This window comes from Caulobacter sp. LjRoot300 (assembly GCF_964253875.1).
Lineage (GTDB): Bacteria > Pseudomonadota > Alphaproteobacteria > Caulobacterales > Caulobacteraceae > Caulobacter.
The window spans coordinates 698085-724967 of sequence record NZ_CAXUSA020000002.1; the positions used below are offsets into that span (position 1 = coordinate 698085).

Consider the following 26883-nt stretch of genomic DNA (forward strand, 5'->3'; position numbering starts at 1 on the left):
GTCTGAGCGTCGCGCCAGCAGCCGGTTGCGGCGCTGGTCGCGAGGTGAATGCCGGCGGGCGGGTTGAAGTGCGCGCCAGAGTCATTATCTAGAGCACTAGATAATTGTACGCTAGGAAAACAGACGTGACACGGCGTAACATGGCGACCCAGCTCTCCTTCTCGCTCCACAGCGCTGCGAACCGCATGGTGCGCCTGCACAAGCCGATCCTGGAGCCCTTGGGGCTGACCTTCCCCCAGTACCTGGTCGTCCTCGAGCTGCTGGACGGCGGGCCGCGCACCGTGGGCGCGCTCGGCTCCGCCTTGGACATGGACACCGGGACCATCACGCCGCTGGTCAAGCGCCTGGAGGCGGCGGGGCGGGTGAGTCGCACCCGGGACTCCCAGGACGAGCGCCGGGTCATGGTCGACCTGACGCCGGCCGGTCGTTCCCTGGAGGCGGCGGTCCGCGGCGTCACCGGACAGATCAAGACGGCGTGCCAGCTGACCGACGCGGGTCTCGATGACCTTAGACGCACCCTCGACGCCCTGGCGATCGTGCCTCGAGGCTCGACACGACCAGGCGCCTGATGCGCCGGCTGACACCCTCCACCTAGCGGAAAGAGACAACATGAAAATCGGCGTCATCGGGACGGGCAACATCGGCGGCGCCCTGGCCGGCAAGCTGAGCGCGGCGGGTCACGAGGTTCGCGTCGCCAACTCGCGCGGTGTCGAAGGCGTTCGCGCTTTCGCCGAAAAGGTCGGCGCGACGCCGGTCGACATACGGCGCGCGGTCGAAGGCGTGGACGCGGTCGTCCTCTCCATCCCGTTTCCCGCCGTGGCCGACCTGCCGAAGGACCTGTTCGACGGCTTGCGGCCGGCGGCGCCGGTGATCGACACCGGCAACTACTATCCCGGCCTGCGCGACCCCCAGATCGCCGAGATCGACGGCGGGATGGTGGAGAGCGTCTGGGTATCGCGCCAGATCGGCCGCCCGGTCGTCAAGGCGTTCAACAACATCCTGGCCTATTCCCTCGCCGAGCTGGGCCGTCCCCCGGGCGCGAGCGATCGCCTGGCCGTCGCGATCGCCGGTGACGATCCGGACGCCAAGGCCCTCGTCGCCGGCCTGGTGAACGACGTCGGCTTCGATCCCGTCGACGCCGGGGCCCTGGCCGAGTCCTGGCGCCAGCAGCCCTCGACGCCGGTCTACTGCTGCGACTGGAACGCGGAGGAGACCCGCGACGCCCTGGCCCTGGCGCGGCCCGGCGAGGCCGCGGCGAAGCGCGACGCGATGATGGAGACCCTTGCGAAGCTTGGGCCCAGTCCCACCCACGCCGACATCGTGGCGTCGAACCGCGTCGTGAACGCCCCGAGCTAGGCGGAAGCGGAGCGCGCGAGCCCCCAAACCCCCCGCCGGCCCGGACCCTACATCGCCCAGCCCTGGTGCATCGCCGCGACGCCGCCGGTGAAGTTGGTGATGGTCACCCGCTTGAAGCCGGCGTTCTCCATCATGCCGGCGAAGGTCTTCTGGTCGGGGAAGCGGCGGATGCTCTCGACCAGGTACTGATAGGCGTCGCGGTCCTTGGCCAGCCATTCGCCGAACTGGGGGATCAACTTGAAGGAATAGGCGTCATAGGCCTTCGCCAGCGCCTCGGTCACCGGCTTGGAGAACTCCAGGCACAGGAAGCGGCCGCCGGGCTTGAGCACGCGGCGGGCCTCCCGCAGGGCCGCGTCGATGTCGGTGACGTTGCGGATGCCGAACGAGATCACATAGGCGTCGGCATAGGCGTCGGGCAGCGGCAGGCGCTGGGCGTCGCCCACCGTCCAGGTGATCTCGGGCGCGCCGCCCTTCTCGATCCCGGCGGCGATCATCTCGGCGTTGTAGTCGATGATGTGGACGGCGGCGTCCGGGCCGCCCCGGCGCTCCTGGGCCTGGCGGGCCATCTTGGCGAAGCGGCGGGCCATGTCGCCGGTGCCGCCGGCGCAGTCGATGATGATCTCGCCCGGCTGGGGGTTCAGGCGCGCGGCGACCGCGTCCTTCCACAGCCGGTGCACCCCGCCGCTCATCACGTCGTTCATCAGGTCGTAGTTCTTGGCGACCCGGTCGAACACCCCGCGCACCAGGCCGGCCTTGGCCGAGGGATCGACGTCCTTGAATCCGAAGGTGGCGGCGGGCTTGGTCATGCGATCGCTCGAAATAGTCGTGGGGACGGTTCGTGGCGCACGGCCCCGTCGTCAGGTTCTTATAGCCGCCCGTGTCCGTCCGTCACCGGTTTTGCGCGGGACGCCGCCGGGAGGCCTAGGAACCGCGCCGCGAATGACCGATATCTGGCGGCCCTTTCCCGCCCGAGGTCCGCCTTGCCCGAACTGCCCGAAGTCGAGACCGTGCGCCGCGGCCTGGAGCCCGCCCTGGCCGGCGCGCGTCTGGCCCGCGTGCGCGCCAACCGTCCCGACCTGCGCTTTCCCCTGCCCGAGGGCTTCGTCCAGCGGCTGACGGGCGCGAAGATCCTGCGCCTGGACCGCCGGGCCAAGTATCTGCTGGCCCCGCTCGACCGGGGCGACACCCTGGTGATGCACCTGGGCATGACGGGGCGTTTCGAGATCGCGGTTCCAGAGGGCTCGACCCGCCCTGGCGACTTCGCCCGCGCCGTCACGCCCGACGACAAGCACGCCCATGTGGTGTTCGAGACCGAGGCCACTAACGGAGAGCAGGGGGCGGTGGTCACCTATTACGACCCCCGCCGGTTCGGCTTCATGGACCTGATCGCCACCGACCGGCTCGACCGCCACCCCTGGTTCGCGACCATGGGTCCCGAGCCCCTGGGCGAGGCCTTCGACGCCAGGACCCTGGTCGCCGCCTTCAACGGCCGCAAGCAGGGCCCCAAGACCCTGCTGCTGGACCAGAAGACTGTCGCCGGCCTGGGCAACATCTATGTCTGCGAGGCCCTGCACCGGGCCCACATCTCGCCGTTCAAGCCGGCCGGGATGATCGCCGGCAAGCGGCTGGGCCCGCTGGCCGCGGCGATCAAGGCCGTGCTGGCCGAGGCCGTCGAGGTCGGCGGCTCGTCCCTGAAGGACTTCGCGGCGGCCGACGGGGCCCTGGGCTATTTCCAGCACCGCTTCCGGGTCTATGACCGCGAGGGCCAGCCCTGCCCCACGCCGGGCTGCAAGGGCGTGATCGCCCGCGAGGTTCAGGCCGGCCGCTCGACCTTCTTCTGCCCGGTCTGCCAGGTCTAGAGCAAGCCGCGCGATAAGGATCGCACGGCTTGCTCTAGCTTTTTGTTTTCCCATCGCTTTTGCGGAAAACCGGCATCCACTTTTCCGCGCGATGCTCTAGGCGGGACCGCCTTCGGGAAGGTGGTCCCTCACCTGGGCTGTCAGGCTTGCAGCTGGCCCTCGGCGACCAGTTCGCGGGTGCGCTTCAGCGTCGACAACAGGGCGGCCCGGTAGCCTGTGTCGCCGTCGAACTGCGCCTGCTCGGCCTGCTCCTCCGGACCGTTCGGCTTTTTGCCGCGCAGGCCGAGATAGCAGTAGAAGCGCAGCTGCAGCGCGCCGGCCTCGTCCTCGAAGAGTTCGTTGACGATGGCGCCTTCGCGTGGTCCCGCGGCCTGGAAGAAGGTGACCTTGCTTTGGGGTTCCAGGGCGACGATCTCGCGCAGGTCGACGCCGCCGATCGTGGCGTCGCGGACGAAGTGGGACGCGCTTTCCTCCACGACGTCGCAGCGGGTGCAGAGGCCCGGCGGCAGGAACAGACGGGCGTCGCGAGCCTTGAGCTCCAGGCCAGCCCAGGCTTGCGCGCGGGTCAGCCTGGGCTCGCCTTCCGGGTTCACCGGGATGGTGGCGGTCGAATAGATCATGGCCCTAATCCTTGCCGGCGGTCGCGGCGATCTGGGCCGCGAACTCGCGATACGAATGCAGCGGGCGACCCAGGATGGCGGTCAGGCGCTCGACGTCGCCGGTCTCGGGGAGCATGCCGTCGCCGACGAAGCGCTCGGCCATCAGGCGCATCTCATAGGCCATCCATTTGGGCATGAAGGCGCTCAGATTCTGCTCGAACCTGGTCGGATCGTCGCCACCATAGGCGACCGGACGGCCCAGGACGTCCGACCAGATCGCCGCCACGTCCGAGCCGGTCAGGGTGTCGGGGCCGACCAGGTTGAGGGTCTCGGTCGGCAGCTTGCCGGGCGCCTGGTCGCGGCGGATCAGCTCGATCGCGGCGACCTCGGCGATGTCGCGGGCGTCGACCATGGCCAGGCCCTTGCCGCCGATCGGCATCGGATAGAGGCCGTGGTTCAGGACCACGTCCTTGATCGTCAGCTCGTTGTCGATGAAGTAGGCCGGGCGCAGGATCGTGGCCGAAAAGCCCATCTGCTGGATCATCTGCTCGGCGCCGGCCTTCACCGCGAAGTGCGGCACGTTCACGAAGCGGTCGGCGTGGATCACCGACAGGTAGACGACCCGCTCGACGCCGGACTCGCGGGCGATGTTCAGGGTGATCAGCGCCTGGGTGAATTCGTCGGCGGCGACGGCGTTCAGCAGGAACAGCGTGCGCACGCCGCTGAAGGCGGCGCGCACGGCGTCGATGTCGAGCAGGTCGCCCTGCGCGACCTCCACGCCGGCCGGGAAGTCGGCCTTGGCGGGATCGCGGACGAGCACGCGCACGTCGGCGCCGCGCTGGACGAGTTGCTGGACGACTTGGCCGCCGACACGGCCGGTGGCGCCGGTAACGAGGATGGTCATGGGAAAATCTCCGGGGGTTCAAGTGACACCCGGCAAATTAGTGATCCACAGCTTGCCCAATAGCCGCTAGATTTGGACACTCCGTCTCACTGGTGGAACATATGGACTGGCTGGCCCTCGCCGATTTCAACCTGGTGGCCCGGCATGGCGGGGTCGGCCGCGCCGCCCGCGCCGCCGGACGGCCCAAGGCGACCCTGTCGCGCCGGGTCGCGGAGCTCGAGGCCAGCCTCGGCCTGCGCCTGTTCGAGCGCGGCGGGCGGACGCTGAAGCTCACCCAGGAGGGACGGGCGCTCCACGAGCGGACGGCCGCCCTGCTCACGGAACTCGACGAGACCGCCGCCGGGATCGCGTCCGGCGGCAGCACCCCGCGCGGCTTGCTCCGGGTCAGCGCGCCCTTGCTGTTCTCGCAGATCGCCATGGGCAGGCTGGCCGCCGAGTTCACCCTGAAACATCCGGAGGTCCGCCTGGAGGTGACGACGGAGGACCGGGCCGTCGACATGGTCGAGGAAGGCTACGACCTGGTGATCCGTGTGAATCCGAATCCGGACGAGACCCTGGTCGGGCGCGCCTTCATGCGCGATCGCCTGGTGGTGGTGGCCAGCCCCGACCTTGTCCGGCCGGCGGACGGCTCGGCCGTGCCCGCCGTCGTGCGCGGGACAGGGTCCGGAACCGAGGCCTGGAGGGTGGCGAGCGCGACCGGACGCTCGACCCTGATGGTCGATCCCGTCCTGGGCCTGTCGTCGATGATCATGGTCCGCGACGCGGTCCGGACCGGCGTCGGCGTCGCGCGGCTTCCGGTGTCGCTGGTCAGCCACGACCTGGCGGCCGGCCGCCTGGCCCATTGGGGCGACGTCGACGGGCCGGAAATCCACCTGTGGACGCTCTATCCGTCGCGCCGCCTGCTCAGCGCGCGGGTCTCGGCGTTTCTCGACCACCTCAAGGCCGCCTTCCCCACCGGCGAGCCGCACGAACTGGCCGCGTTCATCGCGGTGTAAGGGGCGGTCGGCGGCCCCCGCTTCCCCAGGGGCTCCCCAACGCCGTCCGGCGCTCTATAACGGCGGCGCGCAACAGGAGACCCGCCGATGGCCGCGTACCAGACCCTGATCGTCGAGACCCCCGAGGCCGCGCCCGGCGTGACCCTGATCCGCCTGAACCGGCCCGAGGCGCTGAACGCCCTCAACACCGCCTTGCTGGCTGAGCTGGGCCAGGCCCTGGCGGCGGCCCAGGCCGACGACGCGATCGGCTGCGTCGTCATCACCGGCTCGGCCAAGGCCTTCGCGGCCGGGGCCGACATCAAGGAGATGTCCGACAAGTCCTACGCCCAGATGTTCAAGGACGACTTCTTCGCCGCCGGGGCCCGGGCGATCGAGGGGACCCGCAAGCCGATCATCGCCGCGGTGGCCGGCTACGCCCTGGGCGGCGGCTGCGAGCTGGCGATGATGTGCGACTTCATCCTGGCCGCCGACACGGCCAAGTTCGGCCAGCCCGAGATCAATCTCGGCGTCGCCCCCGGCATCGGCGGCACCCAGCGCCTGACGCGCCTGGTCGGCAAGTCCAAGGCCATGGACATGATCCTGACCGGCCGGATGATGGGCGCCGAGGAGGCCGAGCGGGCCGGCCTGGCGTCGCGGATCTTCCCGGCCGACACCCTGGTCGACGAGGCCCTGGCCGTGGCCGCCAGGATCGCCGCCCAGTCGCCGCTGGCCACGGCGATGAACAAGGAGCTGGTCAACGCCGCCTACGAGACGACGCTCAGTACGGGCGTTGCGCTGGAGCGGCGGCTGTTCCACTCGCTGTTCGCCTTCGATGACCAGAAGGAAGGCATGGCCGCCTTCGTCGAGAAGCGCAAACCGGCGTTCAAGGGGTCGTGAACCGCCGCCGGGCCGGCGCGCGAGATTCTGGGCGCTCGGCGATTGACCCAAGGCGGCCGTTCCCGTATATCCGCGCGCTCTTGATTTCTCCTGCTTCGCGGCCGCCCGCGCGGCTGTCCGTTTGAAGGTCCGAACTAATGGCCAATAATCCCGGCGCCAAGAAAGCGATCCGCAAGATCGCCCGTCGCACCGAAGTGAACACCGCTCGCCGTTCGCGCGTGCGCACCTTCCTGCGCAAGTTCGAAGACGCCCTGGCCGCCGGCGACAAGGTCGTCGCCAAGGCCGCGTTCATCGAAGCGCAGTCGGAACTGATGCGCGCCGTCTCCAAGGGCGTCGTCCACCCCAACACCGGCTCGCGCAAGGTTTCGCGCCTGGCGGCTCGCCTGAAGAAGCTTGATCAGGCCGCTGCCTAATCCAGTTTCTTGCCGAACGCTGTTCGGCTAGCGAAATCAAAGACTTAGAAAAGCCGATCGAGGAAACTCGGTCGGCTTTTTCTATTGCGTTTTTTCAAACTTGAGATTGTCCACGAGACATTCCGACGGTTGAGCATCGGGCTCCGAAATAGCATTCCCTTGGCGGGCGCGGACGTCTGTCGAGTCAACAGAAATATCCGCCGACGGACGCAAGTTTTCCGTTTGACCGGCGGGGGCCGCTGGCTAGTTTAAGCGTCTCAACGCTCTTCCAGTCCATGGAGATCACTGGCGGCGGCCGAACCCTTGCGTTCGCCGATCAAGCCCCTGTGTCTTCTGGACAGCGAAGGTTTTGGGGGACGCGGTCGTGCGCCATTGGGGGGCGGCGATCGGGGATGACACGACAAATACCGAGGCGGTGACGATGACGACCAAAGGCGGGGTAGTGACCCAAGAGTTCTCGGCGGCGTTCTCGACGGTTGCCTGCGAGCCCGCGGGCGTCGTCTGGAACAAGGTCTGCTTGGTGCTGAAGCGCGAGCTGGGCGATGCGGCCTTCGGCTCGTGGATCGCGCCCGCCGTCCTGCGCGAGAGCGCGGCCGGCGACGTGGTGGTGGTGACGCCGACGGGCATCGCCCGCGACTGGATTCGCCGCAGCGCCTGGCGTCGCGTCAGCGAGCTGTGGGCCGCCAACGACCCCACCGCGCGCCGGCTGGACCTCAAGTCGCGCCTGGAATTCGAAGCCGCCAACGGCGCTTCGGGCGGCGTCGACTCCTCCGGCTATGAAGCCAAGGCCGAGCCGATCGAGATCGTGCTGCCGGTGTCCAGCGACGTGCCGGGCCTGGCGCCCGCCATGGCTTCGGGCCATGGCGCCAAGGCCTCGCCCGTCCAGGGCCTGCAGGAACGCTTCACCTTCGACACCTTCGTGCCGGGTCCGGCCAACGAATTCGCCCACGCCGTGGCGCGGCGGGTGGCCAGCTGGGCCGACGGCCACTTCAACCCGGTGCTGTTCCACGGCCCCTACGGCTTCGGCAAGACCCACCTGCTCAACGCCCTGGCCTGGGAGGCCATGCGCCAGGCTCCGACCAAGCGGGTGGTCTATCTGACCGCCGAACGCTTCCTGTCGACCTTCGTGCGGGCGGTGATGGATCGACAGACCACGGCCTTCAAGGAAGAGCTGCGCGGCGCCGACCTGCTGATCATCGACGACGTGCACTTCATCGCCGGCAAGCAGTCGAGCCAGGAAGAGCTGTTCCACACCCTGACCGCCCTGGTCGAGGACGGCCGCCGGGTGGTGTTCTCCTCGGACCGGGCCCCCGCGGCCATGACCGAGATGGACGCCCGCCTGCGCTCGCACCTGTCGGCAGGCCTGGTCTGCGGCCTGGAGCCGGCCGACCGCGCCCTGCGCCTGGGCATCCTGGACCGCAAGCTGCAGGCCCTGTCGCGCCAGCACGGCTTCGAGCCGACGATGCGGACCGAGGTGCTGAACTTCCTGGCCGACCGTTTCACCGACAGCGTCCGCGAGCTGGAAGGCGCGCTCAACACCCTGTCGGCCCGGGCCGGCGAAGGCGTCTCGCGCCTGACCCTGGACGAGGTCCAGGCGATCCTGCGGCCGCACCTGCGGGCCGGCGAGAAGCGCATCACCATCGACGACATCCAGAAGGCCACCTCCGAGCACTACGGCATGAAGCAGGCCGACCTGCTCAGCGAACGCCGCAACCGCGCCATCGCTCGCCCGCGCCAGGCGGCCATGTGGCTGGCCAAGCAGCTGACCACCCGTTCGCTGCCCGACATCGGCCGGCGGTTCGGCGGCCGCGACCACACGACCGTCCTGCACGCCGTGCGCCGCATCGAGGCCCTGCGCGCCGAGGACCCGGTCCTGAGCCAGGACCTGGAGACCATCACCCGCAAGCTGCGAGGCTGAGGGTTTCAGTCTTTCGGGATGAACAAGGGGCCGTCCGGTTGGGCGGCCCTTTTTCTTGATCCTCCCCCTGTGGGGGAGTCGTCGGCGAAGCCGACGGAGGGGGGATTGATCGGAACGTGGCCGCAACCCGGATCGATACCCCCAAGACTCCCCCCACCGATCGCTTCGCGATCGCCTCCCCCACAGGGGGAGGACCTTAGGCGGGCGCCGCCCGTCTCAGTGTGATGTTCACCCGCCCTCCCCCCGGAACCAGCCCCGACGAGCCCGGCAGGATGCGGTCCACGCCGTGGAAGGCCAGGCGCGCCGGGCCGGACAGCCGGCAGACGTCGCCAGACGACAGTTTCAGCGACCGGGTCGGGTCCTTGCGCGCCGGGCCGCCTATCCGGAACACCGCCGTGTCGCCGAGAGAGATCGACAGCACCGGAAAGCGCGGATCGGCCTCGTCGCGGTCCTGGTGCAAGCCCATGCGGGCCTCGCCGCGATAGAGGTTGATCAGGGCGGAGTCCGGCGGGACCTCCGGATCGCCCAGCGCCGTCCAGAGGTCGAGCAGGGCCTGGGGCATGGCCGGCCAGGGCTGGCCCGTCCCCGGATGGCGGTCGGCGTAGCGATAGCCGGCCTTGTCGCTGGTCCAGCCCAGCGGGCCGAAGCTGCTCATGGCCACGCTCATGGCCTTGCCGTAGGGGGTCTCGTAGTGCGTGGGCGGCGCGGTCTCGAGCGCCGCCGTCGCCAGGCGCACGAGATCGGCCTGGGCCTTGGGGTCCAGCTCCCCAGGCCAGAGGTCGAAACCAGGCAGAACATTGATCGATCTGAACATTACGCAGATTTAATGGGCCAGACGCGCCGCGTCCGTGTTGGTTTGCGCCGCCGGGCAGGCCGGCCGAACAAATTTTGCAATCCAAGGCCGTTCATGCGTCGACTTCTCTCCTCCGCGGCTGCCGCCGTGCTCGTTTTTGCCGCCGGATCGACCCTGGCCGCAACCGTCGCACCGGCCCGGTCGGCCGCCGCCGCCGCCACCGTCACGACCCAGCTGCCGCGCGGCGTGGTCCCGACCCACTATGATCTGGCCTTTACCCCCGACGCCGACAAGCTGAGCTTCACCGCCTCGGTGAAGATCGACATCGACGTCGCCGCCCCGACCCGGACCATCACCCTGCAGGCCGCCGACCTGACCTTCGCCAAGGTCGAGATCGCCGGCCCAGGTGGCGCCAAGGGGGGCGCGGCCAAGGTCAGCGTCGACGCCCAGGCCCAGACCGCCACCTTCACCTTCGACAAGCCTGTCGCCAAGGGCGCCCATGTCCTGGCCATCGACTACAGCGGCAAGATCTACAAGCAGGCCGCCGGCCTGTTCGCCCTGGACTACGACACCGACCAGGGCAAGAAGCGCGCGCTCTACACCCAGTTCGAGAACTCCGACGCCCGCCGCTTCATCCCCTCGTGGGACGAGCCGTTCTTCAAGGCCACCTACGACGTCCAGGTCACCGTGCCGACCGGCCAGATGGCCGTCGGCAACATGCCGATCGCCAAGAGCCGCGATCTCGGCGGCGGCAAGACCGAGGTCACCTTCGCCACCTCGCCTAGGATGTCGACCTACCTGCTGTTCTTCGGCCTGGGCGAGTTCGACCGCGCCACGACCAAGGTCGGCGACGTCGAGATGGGGGTGATCACCAAGAAGGGCGACCTGGCCAAGGCCGACTTCGCCCTGAAGTCCTCGGGCCCGATCCTGCAGTGGTACAACGACTATTTCGGCGCCCCCTACCCGCTGCCGAAACTGGACCACATCGCCGCCCCCGGCCAGAGCCAGTTCTTCAGCGCCATGGAGAACTGGGGTGCGATCTTCTACTTCGAATACGCCCTGCTGGAAGACCCGGCCATCTCGACCCAGACCGACCGCCAGAACATCTACACCACCGTGGCCCACGAAATGGCCCACCAGTGGTTCGGCGACCTGGTGACCATGTCGTGGTGGGACGACCTGTGGCTGAACGAGGGCTTCGCGTCCTGGATGGAGGGCCGGGCCACCGAGCACTTCCATCCCGAGTGGAACAGCCAGCTGGGCGCGATCGGCGGGCGGGAATACGCCATGGGCCTGGACTCCCTGGCGACCACCCACCCCGTCGTCCAGCACGTGGAGACCGTCGACCAGGCCAGCCAGGCCTTCGACGGCATCACCTACCAGAAGGGCGAGGCGGTCATCCGCATGCTCGAGGCCTATGTCGGCCCCGACGCCTGGCGCGACGGCGTGCGCGCTTACATCAAGGCCCATGCCCACGGCAGCAGCACGACCGACGACCTGTGGGTCGAGGTCGAAAGGGCGGCCGGCAAGCCGATCACCGCCATCGCCCACGACTTCACCCTGCAGCCGGGCGTGCCGCTGATCACGGTCGACGCCGGCGCCTGCGCGCCAGATAAGGACGGGGGCGGCAAGACTCCGGTCACCCTGACCCAGGGCGAGTTCAGCCGCGACAAGCCGGCCAAGACCCCTCTGGCCTGGCGCGTGCCGGTCTCGGCCCAGGTGGCCGGCTCCAGCACCGTGTCCAAGACCCTGGTCGAGGGCGGCAAGGGCGCGCTCAGCGTCGAGGGTTGCGGTCCGGTCGTCGTCAACGCCGGCCAGGCCGGCTATTTCCGCACCCTCTACACGCCCAGGGCCTTCGCCGGCGTCTCGGCCAGCTTCGCCAAGCTGCCGGCCATCGACCAGCTGGGCGTGATCTCCGACGCCTGGGCCCTGGGCCTGAACGGCCAGCAGGCCGTCACCGACGCCATGGACCTGGTCATGGCTACGCCGGCCGACGCCGATCCCCAGGTGTGGGGCAAGGTGGCCTCGATCCTGACCGACATCGACGGCATGTACGACGGCGCGCCGGCCGAACGGGCGGCCTTCCGCAAACTGGCCGTCGGCCGCCTGTCGCCGGTGTTCCAGCAGGTCGGCTGGACCGCCAAGGCCGGCGAGGCGGGTCCGGTCGCCACGCTGCGCGCCACCCTGATCACCTCGCTCGGCACGCTGGGCGACGCCGACGTGATCGCCGAGGCCAAGCGCCGCTACGCCGCCGACAAGACCGACCCGGCCGCCGTCCCCGGCCCGCTGCGCAAGCCCATCCTGGCCGTGGTCGGCCGCAACGCCGACGCGGCCGCCTGGGACGCCCTGCGCGCCCAGGCCCAGGCCGAGAAGACCCCGCTGATCCGCGACCAGCTCTACACCCAGCTGGCCTCGGCGGCGGATCCGGCCCTGGCCGCCAAGGCCCTGGCCCTGGCCCTGACCGACGAGCCCAGCGAGACCCTGTCGGCCAACATGATCTCGACCGTGGCCAAGCTGCACCCGGACATGGCCTTCGACTTCGCCGTCGCCCACAAGGACGCGGTGAACGGCAAGGTCGACGCGGCGTCGCGCACCAAGTTCATCCCGGGCCTGGCCAAGGCCTCGGCCGACCCGGCGATGGTCGGCAAGGTCACCGCCTACGCCGCCGCCAACCTGCCGGCCGGCTCGCGCGGCGAGGCCGGCAAGTCGGTGGCCTCGATCACCGACCGCATCAAGACCCGCAAGGCCGCCCTGCCGCAGATCACCGCCTGGACGGCGAAAAAAGGCTGAGGCGGGCTCGCTCGCCCCGCCTGGCGAGCGGATTCAGCGAACGCGAGGTGAGGCTTTCGGGCCGCGCTCGCGACCTATCTGACGGAAGGGCCGCGCTTTTTCGAGCGCGGCCATTTTCGCCCGGAGTCGCGATTCCCCTTCTTTCCATGCGGGATTGGGCTTGCAGGCTGGTACCTATCCCCCATATCCGGCTGCGAAGCGGGGTTGACGGGCTCGTCAACTTCGATTGAACGAACGCTTGCCGTCCAGAACGCGTTTTTGGGCGGCGAGGATTTGGATCAACCGTTAGAACGCGACCAGACGGGGACGGCTCGAGAAAAACCGGGGCGCTTGCCTTAAGGCCCTTGTCACCGCCGTCCGCCAATCAGGAGCTGCAGGTCTCAACATGAGCAAGATTATCGGTATCGACCTTGGCACCACGAACTCGTGCGTAGCCATCATGGACGGCAAGACCCCGAAGGTGATCGAGAACGCCGAGGGCGCTCGCACCACCCCTTCGGTCGTCGCCTTCCTCGAGGACGGCGAGCGCCTCGTCGGCCAGCCCGCCAAGCGCCAGGCCGTCACCAACCCGACCAACACCCTTTTCGCGATCAAGCGCCTGATCGGCCGCAACGCCTCCGACCCGGTGGTCGAGAAGGACAAGGCCATGGTGCCCTACGAGATCGTCAAGGGCCCGACCGGTGACGCCTGGGTCAAGGCGCACGGCAAGGACTATTCGCCGCAGGAAGTCTCGGCCTTCATCCTGCAGAAGATGAAGGAAGCCGCCGAGACCCATCTGGGCGAACCGGTGACCAAGGCGGTCATCACTGTTCCGGCCTATTTCAACGACGCCCAGCGTCAGGCCACCAAGGACGCCGGCAAGATCGCCGGCCTGGAAGTCCTGCGTATCATCAACGAGCCGACCGCGGCCGCCCTGGCCTATGGCCTTGAGAAGAACGACGGCAAGAAGATCGCCGTCTACGACCTGGGCGGCGGCACCTTCGACGTCTCGATCCTGGAGATCGGCGACGGCGTGTTCGAGGTGAAGTCGACCAACGGCGACACCTTCCTGGGCGGCGAGGACTTCGACCTGCGGATCGTCGACTACCTGGCCGACGAGTTCAAGAAGGAGCAGGGCGTCGACCTGCGCAAGGACAAGCTGGCCCTGCAGCGCCTGCGCGAAGAGGCCGAAAAGGCCAAGAAGGAGCTGTCCTCGACCGCTCAGTACGAAGTCAACCTGCCCTTCATCTCGATGAACGCGTCGGGCCCGCTGCACCTGAACATCAAGCTGTCGCGCTCCAAGCTCGAAGCCCTGGTCGAAGACCTGATCGCCCGCACCATCGGTCCGTGCGAGCAGGCCCTGAAGGACGCCGGCCTGAAGAAGAGCGACATCGACGAAGTGATCCTGGTGGGCGGCATGAGCCGCATGCCCAAGGTCCAGCAGGCGGTGCAGGACTTCTTCGGCCGCGAGCCCCACAAGGGCGTGAACCCCGATGAAGTCGTGGCCTTGGGCGCGGCGGTGCAAGCCGGCGTGCTGCAAGGCGACGTCAAGGACGTGCTGCTGCTGGACGTCACGCCGCTGACCCTGGGCATCGAGACCCTGGGCGGGGTGTTCACCCCGCTGATCGAGCGCAACACCACCATCCCGACCAAACGCTCGCAGACCTTCTCGACCGCCGACGACAACCAGTCGGCCGTGACGATCCGCGCCTTCCAGGGCGAGCGGCCGATGGCGGTCGACAACAAGTTCCTGGGTCAGTTCGACCTGCAGGGCATCCCGCCGGCCCCGCGCGGCGTGCCGCAGATCGAGGTCACCTTCGACATCGACGCCAACGGCATCGTCAACGTCCACGCCAAGGACAAGGCGACCAACAAGGAGCACTCGATCCGCATCCAGGCCAATGGCGGCCTCTCCGACGCGGACATCGAGCGCATGGTCAAGGAAGCCGAGGCCAACAAGGCTTCGGACGAGAAGAAGAAGGCGCTGGTCGAGGCCAAGAACCAGGGCGAGGCCATCGTGCACTCGACCGAGAAGGCCCTGGCCGAGCACGGCGACAAGGTCGGCGCGCCCGAGAAGACCGCGATCGAAACCGGCCTGACCGAGCTGAAGTCGGCCCTGGAGGGCGAGGACGTCGAGGCCATCCAGGCCAAGACCCAGGCCCTGATCCAGGCGTCGATGAAGCTGGGCGAAGCGATGTACAGCGCCCAGCAGGGCGCTGAAGGCGGCGAGGAAGCCGCCGCCGATGACGGCGTCGTCGACGCCGAATTCGAAGAAGTCGACGACTCCAAGCCGTCGGCGTGACCATGGGTCGCGGGGCGAAACTCCTAACCGCTGTTTCGCCCGCCCTATGTTTCGGGAACAAGGCTCCTGTCCGCCGCTTGCGGCCGGGCGGGGGCGCTCCCACCTCCTATTCCAACATGGCTAGTGATCGACCCTGACGATGCGCGACTATTACGAAGTCTTGGGCGTGGCCCGTGGCTGCGATGACGCCGCCCTCAAGGCCGCCTTCCGCAAGATGGCGATGGAGCACCATCCCGACCGCAATGGCGGTTGCGAGAACGCGTCCTCGCGGTTCAAGGAAATCAACGAAGCCTATTCGGTGCTGTCGGACGCCCAGAAGCGCGCCGCCTACGATCGCTTCGGCCACGCCGGGGTGAACGGCTCGCAGGGCGGGCCCGGCGGCTTTGGCGGGGCCGACGCCGGCGACATCTTCAACGACGTGTTCGGCGACGTGTTCGGCGAGATGTTCGGCGGCGGCCGTCGCCAGCCGAACAATGGCCCCCAGCGCGGCCAGGACCTGCGCTACGACCTGGAGATCTCCCTCGAGCAGGCCTATGCGGGCGCCGAGGTCGAGATCAAGGTTCCCGCCGCCATCACCTGCGAGGTCTGCGATGGCTCGGGCGCCAAGCCCGGCACCAGCCCGACCGTCTGCGGCTCGTGCGGCGGCGCCGGTCGCGTGCGGGCCACCCAGGGGTTCTTCGCGGTCGAGCGCGCCTGCCCCCGCTGCGGCGGTTCGGGCCGGCTGGTGCTGGACCCCTGCCAGAACTGCCATGGCCATGGCCAGGTGCGCCGCGAGCGCGTGCTGTCGGTGCGCATCCCGGCCGGCGTCGACGACGGCGCCCGGATCCGCCTGGCCGGCGAAGGCGACGCGGGCGTGCGCGGCGGCCCGCGCGGCGACCTCTACCTGTTCCTGTCGGTGATCCCGCACGAGCTGTTCGAGCGCGACGGCCTGGACCTGCTGTGCACCGTGCCGGTGCCGATGACCGTGGCCGCCCTGGGCGGCGACATCGACGCCCCCTGCCTGCTGGGCGGCGAGAACTGCGACGGCTCCAGCCGCATGACCGTCAAGGTTCCGGAAGGCGCCCAGACCGGCAAGACCGTCCGCCTCAAGGGCAAGGGCATGCCGTCCCTGCGCAGCCGCCAGCGCGGCGACCTGGTGGTCGAGCTGTTCGTCGAGACTCCGACCCACCTGTCGGCCCGGCAGAAGGAGCTCCTGCAGGAGCTGGCTGGCCTGTGCAGCGAGAAACAGAACCCCAAGTCCGCCAACTTCGTCGGCAAGGCAAAACGGTTCTGGGAAGAAGTGACGGGGAGCTAGGCCTTGGCCGCCTGTTTACGGGTCGCCAGAAGGTAAGCCCCGCAAGCTCTGCAATTTGAGATTGACGTTCGCGTGATTCTACGTGGACGTGTGCCTGCGCGTGTTGCGCGTTTCGCAGGAGGTATCTCGATGAAGAATCGCTCTCTCGGACTGAAATTGGTGGGCGCCGCCTTCGCGGCCGGCGCATTGCTCAGCGCGGCGACCGTCACGCCGGTGCAGGCGCAACCCGACCGCTGCCGGGCCGAGGCCTGGGTCTTCTGCGATCCGTACTGGGCCCGGACCACGCCCGAGTGGCAAGCCTGCGTCGAGGACTACATCGCCAACTGCGTGATCAGCGACCCCGACCCCTGCGGCATCTATTCTCCCTGGTGCAGCATCAGGACGCCGAAGGCTCCCAAGGCCAGCAAGGCCTCGATCGTGAAGATGCTCGAGAAGCACAAGATCGCCTGATCCCGGACGGCCGCGCGGAACGGCTCCCGCGCGGCCTGAGCGCCACGGTCGAGCGCATATCGGGTGGGTTTTCGCGGGATTAGTCCCCAGGGCTTGTGGATATCCCGTGCCGAACCCTTAACGGATGGGCCGACGCTCTGTACCTTCCGGCGGGATGAACGCCCCCGCCTCCCCCGCCGTCCAGACCTATGACGCCACCGGCGCGACGCCGGTGATGCAGCAGTTCTTCGAGATGAAGGCGCGGCAGCCCGACGCCCTGATCTTCTTCCGGATGGGCGACTTCTACGAGCTGTTCTTCGACGACGCCTACAAGGCCGCCGCCGCCCTGGGCATCAGCCAGACCTTCCGGGGCACGCACAACGGCCAGCCGATCCCGATGGCCGGCGTGCCGCAGCACGCGGCCGAGGCCTATCTGTCCAAGCTGATCCGCATGGGCTTCAAGGTCGCGGTCTGCGAGCAGATGGAAGACCCGGCCGAGGCCAAGAAGCGCGGCTCCAAATCGGTGGTCCGCCGCGACATCGTCCGGGTGGTCACCCCCGGCACCCTGACCGAGGACGGCCTGCTGGACGCCCGCGGCGCCAACCGCCTGGCCGCCGTCGCCGTGCGGGCCGGCCAGGCGGCGGTGGCGGCGGTCGAGCTGTCGACCGGCGAGGTCGAGTGCTTCCTGGTCGCCAAGGACGCCGTGGCGGCGATCCTGGCTGCCCTGGCCCCGTCCGAGACCCTGGTCGCCGACCGCCTGCTGTCCGACGAGCACCTGTCCCAGACCCTGAAGATCTGCGGCGGGCTGATCCAGCCCATGCCCTCGGCCCTGTCCGAACCCCAGGCGTCCGAGACCCGGGTCAAGCGGCTGTATGGCGTCGACACCCTGGACGGCTTCGGCGGCCTGTCGTCGGCCGAGATCGGGGCCCTGGGCCTGATCGCCGCCCACCTGGAGATGACCCAGGCCGGCAAGCTGCCGGCCCTGCGCGCCCCGCGCCGCGCGGCCGAGGCCGACGTGATGGCCATCGACCCGGCCACCCGCTCCAGCCTGGAGATCGACCGCACCCAGGGCGGCGACCGCAACGGCTCGCTGCTGGCCTGCATCGACCGCACGGTGACCGCCGGCGGGGCCCGCCTGCTGGCCTCGCGCCTGGCCCGGCCGCTGCTCGACCCGGCGGCGATCGACGCCCGGCTGGACGCGGTGGAGTGGTTCGTCGACCACCAGACGCTGCGCGAGCGCCTGCGCGAGGTGCTGAAGGGGGCCGGCGACATGGCCCGCGCCCTGTCGCGCCTGGCCTTGGGACGCGGCGGCCCGCGCGATCTGGGCTGCCTGAAGGACGGCCTGAAGACCGGCGAGAAGCTGGCCGGCATGGTCGGCGGGACCAGCGACCCGCTGTCGCCGCCGCCCGCCGAGCTGGAAGCGGCGCTGAAGGCTCTGACCCCGTCGCTGCAGGTCGGCCTGTCGCGCCTGCTGGACGCCCTGGAAGTGGGCCTGGGCCCCGACCTGCCGGCCCTGGCACGCGACGGCGGCTTCGTGGCCCCCGGGGTGCGGCCCGAACTGGACCAGGCCCGCGCCCTGCGCGACGACAGCCGCCGGGTGGTGGCCGCGCTCGAGACCCGCCTGTGCCAGGAAAGCGGCGTGCCGCTGAAGATCCGCCACAACGGCGTGCTCGGCTATTTCGTCGAGGCCACGGCCGGCAAGGCCGACCCGCTGTTCCAGCCGCCGCTGAACGCCACGTTCATCCACCGCCAGACCCTGGCCAACCAGGTGCGGTTCACCACCGTCGAGCTGGCGGATCTCGACGCCCGCATCGCCCAGGCGGCCGAGCGGGCCCTGGCCATGGAGGTCGCGGCCTTCGAGGACTGGCGCGCCGAGGCCGTGGCCCAGGCCGAACCGATCCAGCTGGCCGCCGAGGCCCTGGCCCGGCTGGACGTCGCCGCCGCCCTGGCCGAATGGGCGGAAGACGCCGGCGCCGTGCGCCCGACCGTCGACAGGTCCCTGGCCTTCGAGGCCCGCGCCGCCCGCCACCCGGTGGTCGAGGCCGCGGTCAAGCGGGCGGGCGATCCCTACACCCCCAACGACTGCCGCCTGGACGCGGCCGGCGAGGCCGGGGCGCGGCTGTCGATCGTCACCGGCCCCAACATGGCCGGCAAGTCGACCTTCCTGCGCCAGAACGCCCTGCTGGCCATCCTGGCCCAGTCGGGCTGCTACGTGCCGGCCAAGTCCCTGCGCCTGGGCGTCGTCGACCGGCTGTTCAGCCGCGTCGGGGCCGGCGACGACCTGGCCCGCGGCCGCTCGACCTTCATGATGGAGATGGTCGAGACCGCCGCCATCCTCACCCAGGCCAGCCCGCGCAGCCTGGTGATCCTGGACGAGATCGGCCGGGGCACGGCCACCTATGACGGCCTGGCCATCGCCTGGGCCTGCGCCGAGGCCCTGCACGACGTCAACCGCTGCCGGGCGCTGTTCGCCACCCACTATCACGAGCTGGCCACGCTGGAGACGCGGATGGCCCATGTCTCCAACCTGTCCCTGCGGGCCAAGGAGTGGAACGGCGACCTGGTTTTCCTGCACGAGGCCGCCGCCGGCCCCGCCGACCGCTCGTACGGCGTCCAGGTGGCCAAGCTGGCCGGCGTGCCGCCCCAGGTCGTGGCCCGCGCCAAGGAGGTGCTGGACCGGCTGGAGTCCAAGACCGAATCGCCGGCCAGGCTGGACGAGCTGCCGCTGTTCGCCGCCAGCGCCCCCGTCGCCGTGCCCGTCCAGGCGGCGCCCAGCCGCACCGACGCGGCCCTGGCCGACCTCGACGTCGACGGCATGAGCCCGCGCGAGGCGCTGGACGCCCTCTATCGTCTTAAGGCTCTGCTCAAGACCTGACATCGTATAGTGAAGGCGGCGGCGCGGCGGACCGGCTTGACGGGTTCGACGCGCACGCCCGGGAACCCCATATAGCCGCCATGCCCCGTCGCCTTCGCCCTACCCCGCTGGAACATGTCGTCGACGGCCACGCCCTGCGCGCCCGGCTGTCGGCCGCCGCCCTGGACCTGATCGGCGACGAGGCCGGCCAGCGGTCCCGGGCCATCGAGATCCTGAAACAGGCGCTGTTCCGCGGCCGGATGATCGCCAAGGAGCGGCTGGAGAACGGGGCCGGCGGCCTGGAGACGGCCCGCCTGCTCAGCGGCGTCACCGACGAGGTGATCACCGCCCTCTATGACTTCACGACCGTCCACGTGTTCCGGGCCCGCAACCCGACCGAGGGCGAGCGGCTGTGCCTGCTGGCCGTCGGCGGCTACGGCCGGCGCACCCTGGCGCCCTTCAGCGACATCGACCTGCTGTTCCTGCGCCCCTACAAGCAGACGCCGCACGCCGAGAGCGTGATCGAGTACATGCTGTATGCGCTGTGGGACCTGGGCTTCAAGGTCGGCCACGCCTCGCGGACCATCGAGGAGTGCGTGCGGCTCTCCAAGGAAGACTACACGATCCGCACCTCGATCCTGGAGGCCCGCCGCCTGACCGGCGACGAACGCCTGGGCGAGGAGCTGAAGAAGCGCTTCCGCGACGACGTCATGAAGGGCACCGGCGCGGCCTTCGTCTCGGCCAAGCTGAAAGAGCGCGACGACCGCCAGGCCCGGGCCGGCGCCAGCCGCTACATGGTCGAGCCCAACGTCAAGGAGGGCAAGGGCGGCCTGCGCGACCTGCACACCCTGATGTGGATCGCCGAGTACCTGCACCCGGTCGACCGGCCCGAGGACGTCTTCCTGCTGGAGGTGTTCGACCGTCGTGAGGCCAAGGGCTTCATCCGCGCCTTCGACTTCCTGCACGCCGTGCGCGCCCACCTGCACTTCGCCACCGGCCGGCCCGAAGAGCGCCTGACCTTCGACCTGCAGCCCGAGATCGCCCGCCGCATGGGCTATGGCGACCGCGGCGACGCCCCGGCGGTCGAGCGCTTCATGCGCCGCTACTTCCTGGTGGCCAAGGAGGTCGGGGCCCTGACCCGCGCCTTCTCGGCCAAGCTGGAAGCCGAGCACTTCAAGCACGAGCCCAAGGGCATCTCACGCTTCCTGCCCGGCGGCGGCCGGCCCAAGCGCAAGGCCCTGGACGTGGCCGGCTTCTACGAGGACGGCGGGCGGCTGAACATCGATGGCCCGCAGGTGTTCGAGGCCGACCCGGTCAACCTGATCCGCCTGTTCAAGACCGCCGACGACCGCGACCTGGACCTGCACCCCGACGCCTTCACGGCCGTGACCCGCAACCTCAACCTGATCACCTCGAAGGTCCGCCGCGACCCGCAGGCGACCCGGGCGTTCCTGGACCTGCTGGCCCGGGGCAAGCGGTCCTACCGCACCTTGACCTTGATGAACGACGCGGGCGTGCTGGGGCGGTTCATCCCGGAATTCGGCCGCATCGTCGCCCAGATGCAGTTCAACATGTACCACTCCTACACGGTGGACGAGCACACCCTGCGGGCCGTGGGCCTGATCGGCGACATGGCCGCCGGACGGCTGTCCGAGGACCACCCGCTGGCCGTCTCGATCATGCCGTTGATCGAGGACCGCGAGGCCCTGTTCCTGGCCATGCTGCTGCACGACACCGGCAAGGGCGGGGTCGGCGGCCAGGAGAAGGCCGGGGCCCGCAGCGCCCGCAGCGCCTGCGAGCGGCTGGGCGTGGAGCGCACCAAGGTCGAGCTTGTCGCCTGGCTGGTCGAGAACCATCTGGTGATGAGCGACTTCGCCCAGAAGCGCGACGTGGCCGACCCCAGCACGGTCGCGGCCTTCGCCCGCATCGTCGAAAACCCCGAGCGCCTGCGCCTGCTGCTGGTGATCACCGTCGCCGACATCCGCGCCGTCGGTCCGGGCGTCTGGAACGGCTGGAAGGGCCAGCTGCTGCGCGAGCTCTACAACGCCACCGAGGCGGTGTTCCGCGGCGGGCGCGGCAGCGACGCCGCCGCCAACGTCCAGCGCCACCAGGAGGCCGCCGCCGAGGCGGCGCGCGAGGCCCTGGTCCAGGCCGACCCGGCCGCCAAGGGCTGGGCCCAGGCCATGGAGGCGGCCTATTTCGGGGCGTTCTCGCTGGACGACCTGAAGGCCCACGCCGAGCTGGCCCGCCGCGCGGCGATCCAGGGCGGGGCCGCCGCCGAGGGCCGGGTCCCGGCCGGCGCCAACGCCGCCGAGATCGTGGTCGCCGCCAAGGACCGCCGCGGTCTGTTCGCCGACCTGGCCCTGGCCATCTCGTCCTTGGGCGGCAACGTCGTGGGGGCCCGGGTCTTCACCTCGCGCCAGGGCCAGGCCCTGGACGTGTTCCATGTGCAGGACGTGACCGGCGCGGCCCTGGGCTGCGAAAACCCCCGCGCCCTGCGCCGCCTGGCCGACGCCCTGGAGGCGGCCGGCCGGGGCGAGCCCCTGGCCGTCGAACCCCGGCGCGGCACGGAGCTGTCGCGCACCGCCGCCTTCTCCATCGCCCCCACGGTGGTGGTCGACAACGAGGCCTCCAACGAGGCCACGGTGGTCGAGGCCTCGGGCCGCGACCGCCCCGGCCTGCTGCAGGCCCTGGCCCGCACCCTGGCCGACAACGGCCTGTCCATCCAGTCGGCCCACATCGACGGCTACGGCGAGCGGGCGGTCGACGCGTTCTATGTCCAGACGTCGGCAGGCGGGAAGGTCGAGGAGGCGCGGAAGATCACGGCGCTGAAGGCGGACCTGCTGGCGGCCCTGGAGCAGAACGAGGCCGGGGCCCCGAATACGCGCCCGGGTCTGAAGCGGGCGCGGGCGAGCGTGGCGCGGTAGGGGCGGAGGCCTGCTTCGAGATCCCCCGGGGGAGACGGGGATCAGGTGTTCACCCCTTCGTGCGAACGCTCCATGGCGCGCTTGTAGGCGTCGCGACCAGTGGTGCGGGCGAGGTAGGCCTGTTCGGCGTCGCCGAGAGTGATCCCGCAGTTTCGTTGGCCCAGGTTCAGGGCGTAGGTCACCGAGATGTCGGCGGCCGTGAAAGCCTCGCCCGCGAGGTAGGGCGTGCCGGCAAGTCGTTGGCTGACCAGCTTCAGCCGCTTCTGGAACGACCGCAGACACCAGGTCGCGCCCCAGTTCTCCCGCTCGGCGTCGGGCGCGATGAAGCGGCTGACGACGACGGGCATCATCAGGGTCGCGAGGCCGGCTTCGCCTAGGTGCAGAAACTGCTGGTAGGCGGGGAAGGTCGGATCCCGCGGCGCGGGCGCCAGCGGCGTCGGCCCGTAGCGGGCCATCAGGTATTCCATGATCGCGATCGACTCGACCATGACGACCTCGCCGTCCTGGATCGCCGGGATGTAGTCGGCGGGATTGACCGCCAGGAACGCGGGATCCTGCTCGGCGGCCAGCATGTCCACCTGCCGCACGCGGTAGGGAAGGCCCATCTCCTCCAGCACCCAGACGACCCGGATCGATCGCGAGGTCTGTCCGCCCCAAACGGTGATCATGCGCCGGCCCTTTCGTGGCGTGACTGGGGATCGGCCGTAGCGGACCTCATATGGCCGTGGCGTTCAAGGTCTACGCGAAGCCCGGCTTCAGCGAGGCCTCTCACTCTTCGGACTCTCGGAATGTCCGCCTTGCTCAAGCCCCCATCCGAGGCGGATGACGCCAGTGGCGTTTCCGGCCAACGATCTTCCCTCCCCGCAAGGGGGAGGGAAGGGTTCTGTGCTCGGCGCTCAGGAAGCAAAGTCCAGCGATTTCAACGCCCTGAACTTTTTCGACCCTTTTTGATCCCCACCCCTTCCGACCGCCCGTATCCTGATCTCACCTGAAAGCACGGGAAGGGCGCACGTACGGCGACCGATGCGGCTTTCGGGGGTGGTCGAGCGGGAAGCGTTTGTCGGTGGTCTTCGGTGACAACCTTTCGCGGCGGTCCTGGGCAGGTTCCCCTTAGTCGGGACGAAACCCAGGCGGCGGAGGATCGGCAGGCACGGGCTGAAATCGCCCGTGCGGTCCAGGACGGAGCCAACGTCCTGCCCGTCGGGGGCCTCCATCGGAGCGGGTTAAAAATCCGCGACCCGAAGGCTTCCGGATAACGGTTCCACGCGAAGCGCCTGCACTTCGTCGAAACGGTAACAAACATCAAAGCTACTCCGGGCGAGGCCCGGGCGCTTCGCACCCTTCCCATCAGCTCAGCGGGGTTCCGCGTGAGGACGAGAGATCGTGCACCTAAGATCCTCCCCCTGTGGGGGAGGTGTCGCCCAAAGGGCGACGGAGGGGGGAGTGATCGGCCGATGGCCAGATTCTGGATCGACGACCCCAAAACTCCCCCCACCGATCGCTGCGCGATCGCCTCCCCCACAGGGGGAGGGTCTGATCGGACGGCCCTGCACCGAAAATCCTCGGCTCCTGCCGCGCCGCTCGCTTGACGGTCTCCCGTCCAGCCCCCAGAAGCCATGCGTGACCGACATCGCGCCCCCCGAAAAGCCCGCCCAGACGCCCGACCAGCCCAAGAAGGCCGGCGGCCTGCTGAAGTCGTCGGCGATCTATTCCGGCCTGACCCTGGTCAGCCGGTTCATGGGCTTCGCCCGCGACCTGGCGGTCTCGTACCGCATGGGGGCCAGCGCCACCCCGGCCGCCGACGCCTACAACGCCGCCCTGGCCTTCCCCAACCTGTTCCGCCGGTTCTTTGCCGAGGGGGCTTTCGCCGCCGCCTTCGTGCCGGCCTACGCCAAGTCGCTGCAGCGCGACGGCGAGGAGACGGCCGACATCCTGGCCGCCGACGCCATGGCCACCCTGGCGGCCTCGACCATCGTCATCACCCTCGTCTGCCAGCTGGCCATGCCCTGGCTGATGATGCTGATCAGCCCCGGCTTCGGCTGGGGCACCGAGAAGTACAAGCTGGCGGTGCTGCTGACCCAGATCACCATGCCCTATCTGCCGTGCATGGCCATCGTCGCCCACCTTTCGGGGGTGCTGAACGCCCGCGACCGCTTCGTGCTGTCGGCCGGCGCGCCGATCCTGCTGAACATCGCCACCCTGGTCTTCATCCTGCCCCAGACCACCGCCGTCGGCGCCGCGACCTGGGGCTCGGTCGGGGTGATCGTGGCCGGCGTGGCCCAGGCGGCCCTGCTGACCTGGGGCGTCAACAAGTCGGGGGCCAAGGTCCACTGGCGGCTGCCGCGCCTGACGCCGGAGGTGCGCGCGCTGATCGGCAAGGCCATTCCCGGGGCCCTGGCGGCCAGCGCCACCCAGGTTAACATCTTCATCTCCGGCAACCTGGCCAGCCATGTGCCCGGCGGCCGCTCGTGGCTGGCCACCGCCGACCGGCTGTACCAGCTGCCCCTGGGCCTGGTGGGCGTGGCCATCGGCGTGGCCCTGCTGCCGCGGCTGTCGCGGGCCGTCAACACCGGCGACGGGCACGACGCCCAGACCGCCATGGACCAGGCCATCACCCTGGCCATGGCCCTGACCATTCCGGCCGCCGCGGCTCTGGTGGCCATGCCCGGCTTCCTGTCGGACGCCCTCTACACCCGCGGCCAGTTCACCAGCTTCGACGCCAGCCAGACGGCCTCGGCCCTGCTGTTCTACGGCCTGGGCACCCCGGCCTTCGTGCTGCAGCAGCTGTATTCACGGGCCTTCTTCGCCCGGGGCGACACCAAGAGCCCGATGCGCTTCGCGCTGGTCTCGGTGGCCATGAACATCGGCCTGGGCATCCTGCTGTTCAAGCTGGTCGGGGTGAAGGGCATCGCCGCCGCCACGGCGGTGGCCTCGTGGATCAATGTCGGCCAGATGGCCTTCGGCCTGTCGCGCCAGGGCCACTACAACCCCTCGCTCCAGACCTGGTCGCGGGTCAGCCGGATCCTGGCGGCGAGCGTCGTGATGGGCGGGGTGCTGGCGGCGGCCTCGCACTGGCGGCCGCTGATCGAGGCCCCGCTGCGCGAGCTGGGCCTGCGCGGCCACACCCTGGGGGCCAAGGAGTTCGCCCTGCTGCTGACCGTGCTGGTCGGCGCGGCGCTGTACCCGCCGCTGGTCTTCCTGTTCGGCGGGGTGACCCCGTCGGAGCTGAAGGGCGTGCTCAGGCGGGGCAAGGCGTAGGGACCTTGGCTCGCCGCATCACCAATTCGTTGTCATCCCGGAAGCCCCGCAGGGGCTGTCCGGGACCCAGGGGACTGGGCTGATGCGGTGCGGCCGTCCTGGGTCCCGGACAAGCGCCGCGCGCTTTCCGGGATGACAACCTTTGTGCGGCCCGGTAACCAGCGTGCATGGCTTCGATCGGTTCTTCCGCGCCGCGATGGCGCAGCTTCCTCTGATCCGTTCCACCGCGCTTCCGGCGCGGTTCGCGTTCGCACGCGCTCGCCATGACCGTTTCAAGTTCCAAGGCTGAAGCCATGACCGACCACACCTCCGTCTCCTATGCGGGCCCGACCCGCGTGCTCTCCGGCGTCCAGCCGTCCGGCGCCCTGCACCTGGGCAACTACCTCGGCGCCCTGGTGAAGTTCGCCCGGCTGCAGCACGAGATGGACACCTTCATCTTCGTCGCCGACCTGCACGCCATCACCGTCTGGCAGGACCCGGAAGCGCTGGCCCAGCAGACCCGCGAGATCGCCGCCGCCTACCTGGCCGCCGGCCTTGATCCGAAGAAGGCGACGATCTTCCCGCAGTCGGCGGTGCGCGAGCATTCCGAACTGGCCTGGATCTTCCAGTGCGTCGCCCGCCTGGGCTGGCTGGACCGCATGACCCAGTTCAAGGAGAAGAGCGGCAAGCACAAGGAGCGCTCCAGCGTCGGCCTCTACACCTATCCGGTGCTGCAGGCCGCCGACATCCTGGTCTACAAGGCCACCCACGTGCCGGTGGGCGAGGACCAGAAGCAGCACCTGGAGCTGACCCGCGACATCGCCGGCAAGTTCAACCACGACTTCGGCGTGCAGGGCTTCTTCCCTCAGCCCGAGCCGCTGATCCAGGGCCCCGGCGCGCGGATCATGAGCCTGCGCGACGGCTCGGCCAAGATGAGCAAGTCCGACCCGTCGGACTACAGCCGCATCAACCTGACCGACGACGCCGACGCCATCGCCACCAAGGTCAAGAAGGCCCGCACCGACCCGGAACCGCTGCCCGAGACCCTGGACGAACTGGCCGCCCGTCCCGAGGCCGACAACCTGGTCGGCATCTTCGCGGCGCTGGCGGGGCGGACCAAGGCCGAGGTGCTGGCCGACTACGCCGGCAAGGGCTTCGGGACCTTCAAGCCGGCCCTGGCCGACCTGGCGGTCGACAAGCTGGCCCCGGTCGGCGAGACCATGCGCCGCTTCCTGGCCGACCCGACCGAGATCGACCGGATCCTGAAGGCCGGGGCGGAGCGTGCGTCCGAGGTCGCCGCGCCGACGGTGGCCGAGGTGAAGAAGCTGGTGGGGTTCTGGGGGGCCTGAGCGCCCTGC

Annotated in this window: 20 protein-coding genes; 15 read left to right on the forward strand and 5 right to left on the reverse strand. The window is 69.6% G+C overall.

Annotated features, from left to right (window positions below; genetic code table 11):
• Positions 1 to 140: 140 nt before the first annotated feature.
• Together ACSQ2G_RS08630 and ACSQ2G_RS08635 are read left to right on the forward strand one after the other, a co-directional pair.
• Positions 141 to 569: a MarR family winged helix-turn-helix transcriptional regulator gene (locus tag ACSQ2G_RS08630; RefSeq protein ID WP_436029989.1), complete on the forward strand. Its 429-nt coding sequence runs from the start codon at positions 141 to 143 to the stop codon at positions 567 to 569.
• A complete protein-coding gene (locus tag ACSQ2G_RS08635; protein WP_436029991.1) occupies positions 502 to 1356 on the forward strand; it encodes an NADPH-dependent F420 reductase in 855 nt (284 codons plus the stop codon). The genes ACSQ2G_RS08630 and ACSQ2G_RS08635 overlap by 68 nt, the downstream gene beginning before the upstream one ends.
• A 47-nt stretch (positions 1357 to 1403) precedes the next feature.
• Here ACSQ2G_RS08635 and ACSQ2G_RS08640 read toward each other — a convergent pair whose 3' ends face one another.
• Complete coding sequence (locus ACSQ2G_RS08640) at positions 1404 to 2162, reverse strand: class I SAM-dependent methyltransferase (RefSeq protein ID WP_436029993.1); 759 nt, start codon at positions 2160 to 2162, stop codon at positions 1404 to 1406.
• Positions 2163 to 2336: 174 nt separating this feature from the next.
• On the opposite strand from ACSQ2G_RS08640, the gene mutM reads away from it, so the two are divergent.
• On the forward strand, positions 2337 to 3215 hold the full coding sequence (mutM, locus tag ACSQ2G_RS08645) for a bifunctional DNA-formamidopyrimidine glycosylase/DNA-(apurinic or apyrimidinic site) lyase (protein WP_436029994.1): 879 nt from the start codon (positions 2337 to 2339) through the stop codon (positions 3213 to 3215).
• 140 nt (positions 3216 to 3355) lie between these two features.
• Here the strand turns inward: mutM and ACSQ2G_RS08650 are convergent, their stop codons facing one another.
• Positions 3356 to 3835, reverse strand: a complete 480-nt coding sequence (locus ACSQ2G_RS08650; protein WP_436029996.1) for an AtaL-like protein — start codon at positions 3833 to 3835, stop codon at positions 3356 to 3358.
• Positions 3836 to 3839: 4 nt separating this feature from the next.
• Positions 3840 to 4718 carry an SDR family oxidoreductase gene (locus ACSQ2G_RS08655; protein WP_436029998.1) on the reverse strand — a complete coding sequence of 293 codons (879 nt, stop codon included), beginning with the start codon at positions 4716 to 4718 and terminating at the stop codon, positions 3840 to 3842.
• 101 nt (positions 4719 to 4819) lie between these two features.
• Here ACSQ2G_RS08655 and ACSQ2G_RS08660 point away from each other — a divergent pair, with 101 nt between their 5' ends.
• From ACSQ2G_RS08660 to dnaA, 4 genes are all read left to right on the forward strand, one after another.
• A complete protein-coding gene (locus tag ACSQ2G_RS08660; protein ID WP_436030000.1) occupies positions 4820 to 5713 on the forward strand; it encodes a LysR family transcriptional regulator in 894 nt (297 codons plus the stop codon).
• A gap of 87 nt (positions 5714 to 5800) precedes the next feature.
• On the forward strand, positions 5801 to 6589 hold the full coding sequence (locus ACSQ2G_RS08665) for an enoyl-CoA hydratase (protein ID WP_436030002.1): 789 nt from the start codon (positions 5801 to 5803) through the stop codon (positions 6587 to 6589).
• A 137-nt stretch (positions 6590 to 6726) separates the two neighbouring features.
• Positions 6727 to 7002 carry a 30S ribosomal protein S20 gene (gene rpsT / locus ACSQ2G_RS08670; RefSeq protein ID WP_028039687.1) on the forward strand — a complete coding sequence of 92 codons (276 nt, stop codon included), beginning with the start codon at positions 6727 to 6729 and terminating at the stop codon, positions 7000 to 7002.
• Positions 7003 to 7423: 421 nt separating this feature from the next.
• Complete coding sequence (dnaA, locus tag ACSQ2G_RS08675) at positions 7424 to 8920, forward strand: chromosomal replication initiator protein DnaA (RefSeq protein ID WP_436030004.1); 1497 nt, start codon at positions 7424 to 7426, stop codon at positions 8918 to 8920.
• Positions 8921 to 9116: 196 nt separating this feature from the next.
• On the opposite strand, the gene ACSQ2G_RS08680 is transcribed toward dnaA, so the two are convergent.
• A complete protein-coding gene (locus ACSQ2G_RS08680; RefSeq protein ID WP_436030006.1) occupies positions 9117 to 9734 on the reverse strand; it encodes an alpha-ketoglutarate-dependent dioxygenase AlkB in 618 nt (205 codons plus the stop codon).
• 126 nt (positions 9735 to 9860) lie between these two features.
• Between ACSQ2G_RS08680 and ACSQ2G_RS08685 the strand changes: the two genes are divergently transcribed.
• The 6 genes from ACSQ2G_RS08685 to ACSQ2G_RS08710 all read left to right on the forward strand — a co-directional run bounded on the left by ACSQ2G_RS08685 (position 9861) and on the right by ACSQ2G_RS08710 (position 22288).
• Complete coding sequence (locus ACSQ2G_RS08685; protein ID WP_436030007.1) at positions 9861 to 12503, forward strand: M1 family metallopeptidase; 2643 nt, start codon at positions 9861 to 9863, stop codon at positions 12501 to 12503.
• A gap of 385 nt (positions 12504 to 12888) precedes the next feature.
• The gene (gene dnaK / locus ACSQ2G_RS08690) at positions 12889 to 14784 is read left to right on the forward strand and encodes a molecular chaperone DnaK (RefSeq protein ID WP_310080417.1); all 1896 of its coding nucleotides are present in this window, start codon (positions 12889 to 12891) and stop codon (positions 14782 to 14784) included.
• A gap of 139 nt (positions 14785 to 14923) precedes the next feature.
• On the forward strand, positions 14924 to 16078 hold the full coding sequence (gene dnaJ / locus ACSQ2G_RS08695) for a molecular chaperone DnaJ (RefSeq protein ID WP_436030010.1): 1155 nt from the start codon (positions 14924 to 14926) through the stop codon (positions 16076 to 16078).
• A gap of 129 nt (positions 16079 to 16207) precedes the next feature.
• On the forward strand, positions 16208 to 16528 hold the full coding sequence (locus tag ACSQ2G_RS08700) for a hypothetical protein (RefSeq protein WP_436030012.1): 321 nt from the start codon (positions 16208 to 16210) through the stop codon (positions 16526 to 16528).
• Positions 16529 to 16682: 154 nt separating this feature from the next.
• The gene (gene mutS, locus ACSQ2G_RS08705) at positions 16683 to 19382 is read left to right on the forward strand and encodes a DNA mismatch repair protein MutS (protein WP_436030014.1); all 2700 of its coding nucleotides are present in this window, start codon (positions 16683 to 16685) and stop codon (positions 19380 to 19382) included.
• Positions 19383 to 19462: 80 nt separating this feature from the next.
• The gene (locus ACSQ2G_RS08710; RefSeq protein WP_436030016.1) at positions 19463 to 22288 is read left to right on the forward strand and encodes a [protein-PII] uridylyltransferase; all 2826 of its coding nucleotides are present in this window, start codon (positions 19463 to 19465) and stop codon (positions 22286 to 22288) included.
• A 41-nt stretch (positions 22289 to 22329) separates the two neighbouring features.
• Here the strand turns inward: ACSQ2G_RS08710 and ACSQ2G_RS08715 are convergent, their stop codons facing one another.
• Positions 22330 to 22956 (reverse strand): glutathione S-transferase family protein, encoded by a 627-nt coding sequence (locus tag ACSQ2G_RS08715; protein WP_436030017.1) that lies wholly within the window; start codon positions 22954 to 22956, stop codon positions 22330 to 22332.
• A 952-nt stretch (positions 22957 to 23908) separates the two neighbouring features.
• Between ACSQ2G_RS08715 and murJ the strand changes: the two genes are divergently transcribed.
• Positions 23909 to 25546: a murein biosynthesis integral membrane protein MurJ gene (murJ, locus tag ACSQ2G_RS08720; protein WP_436030019.1), complete on the forward strand. Its 1638-nt coding sequence runs from the start codon at positions 23909 to 23911 to the stop codon at positions 25544 to 25546.
• 293 nt (positions 25547 to 25839) lie between these two features.
• Positions 25840 to 26874 (forward strand): tryptophan--tRNA ligase, encoded by a 1035-nt coding sequence (gene trpS / locus ACSQ2G_RS08725; RefSeq protein ID WP_436030021.1) that lies wholly within the window; start codon positions 25840 to 25842, stop codon positions 26872 to 26874.
• Positions 26875 to 26883: the final 9 nt, after the last annotated feature.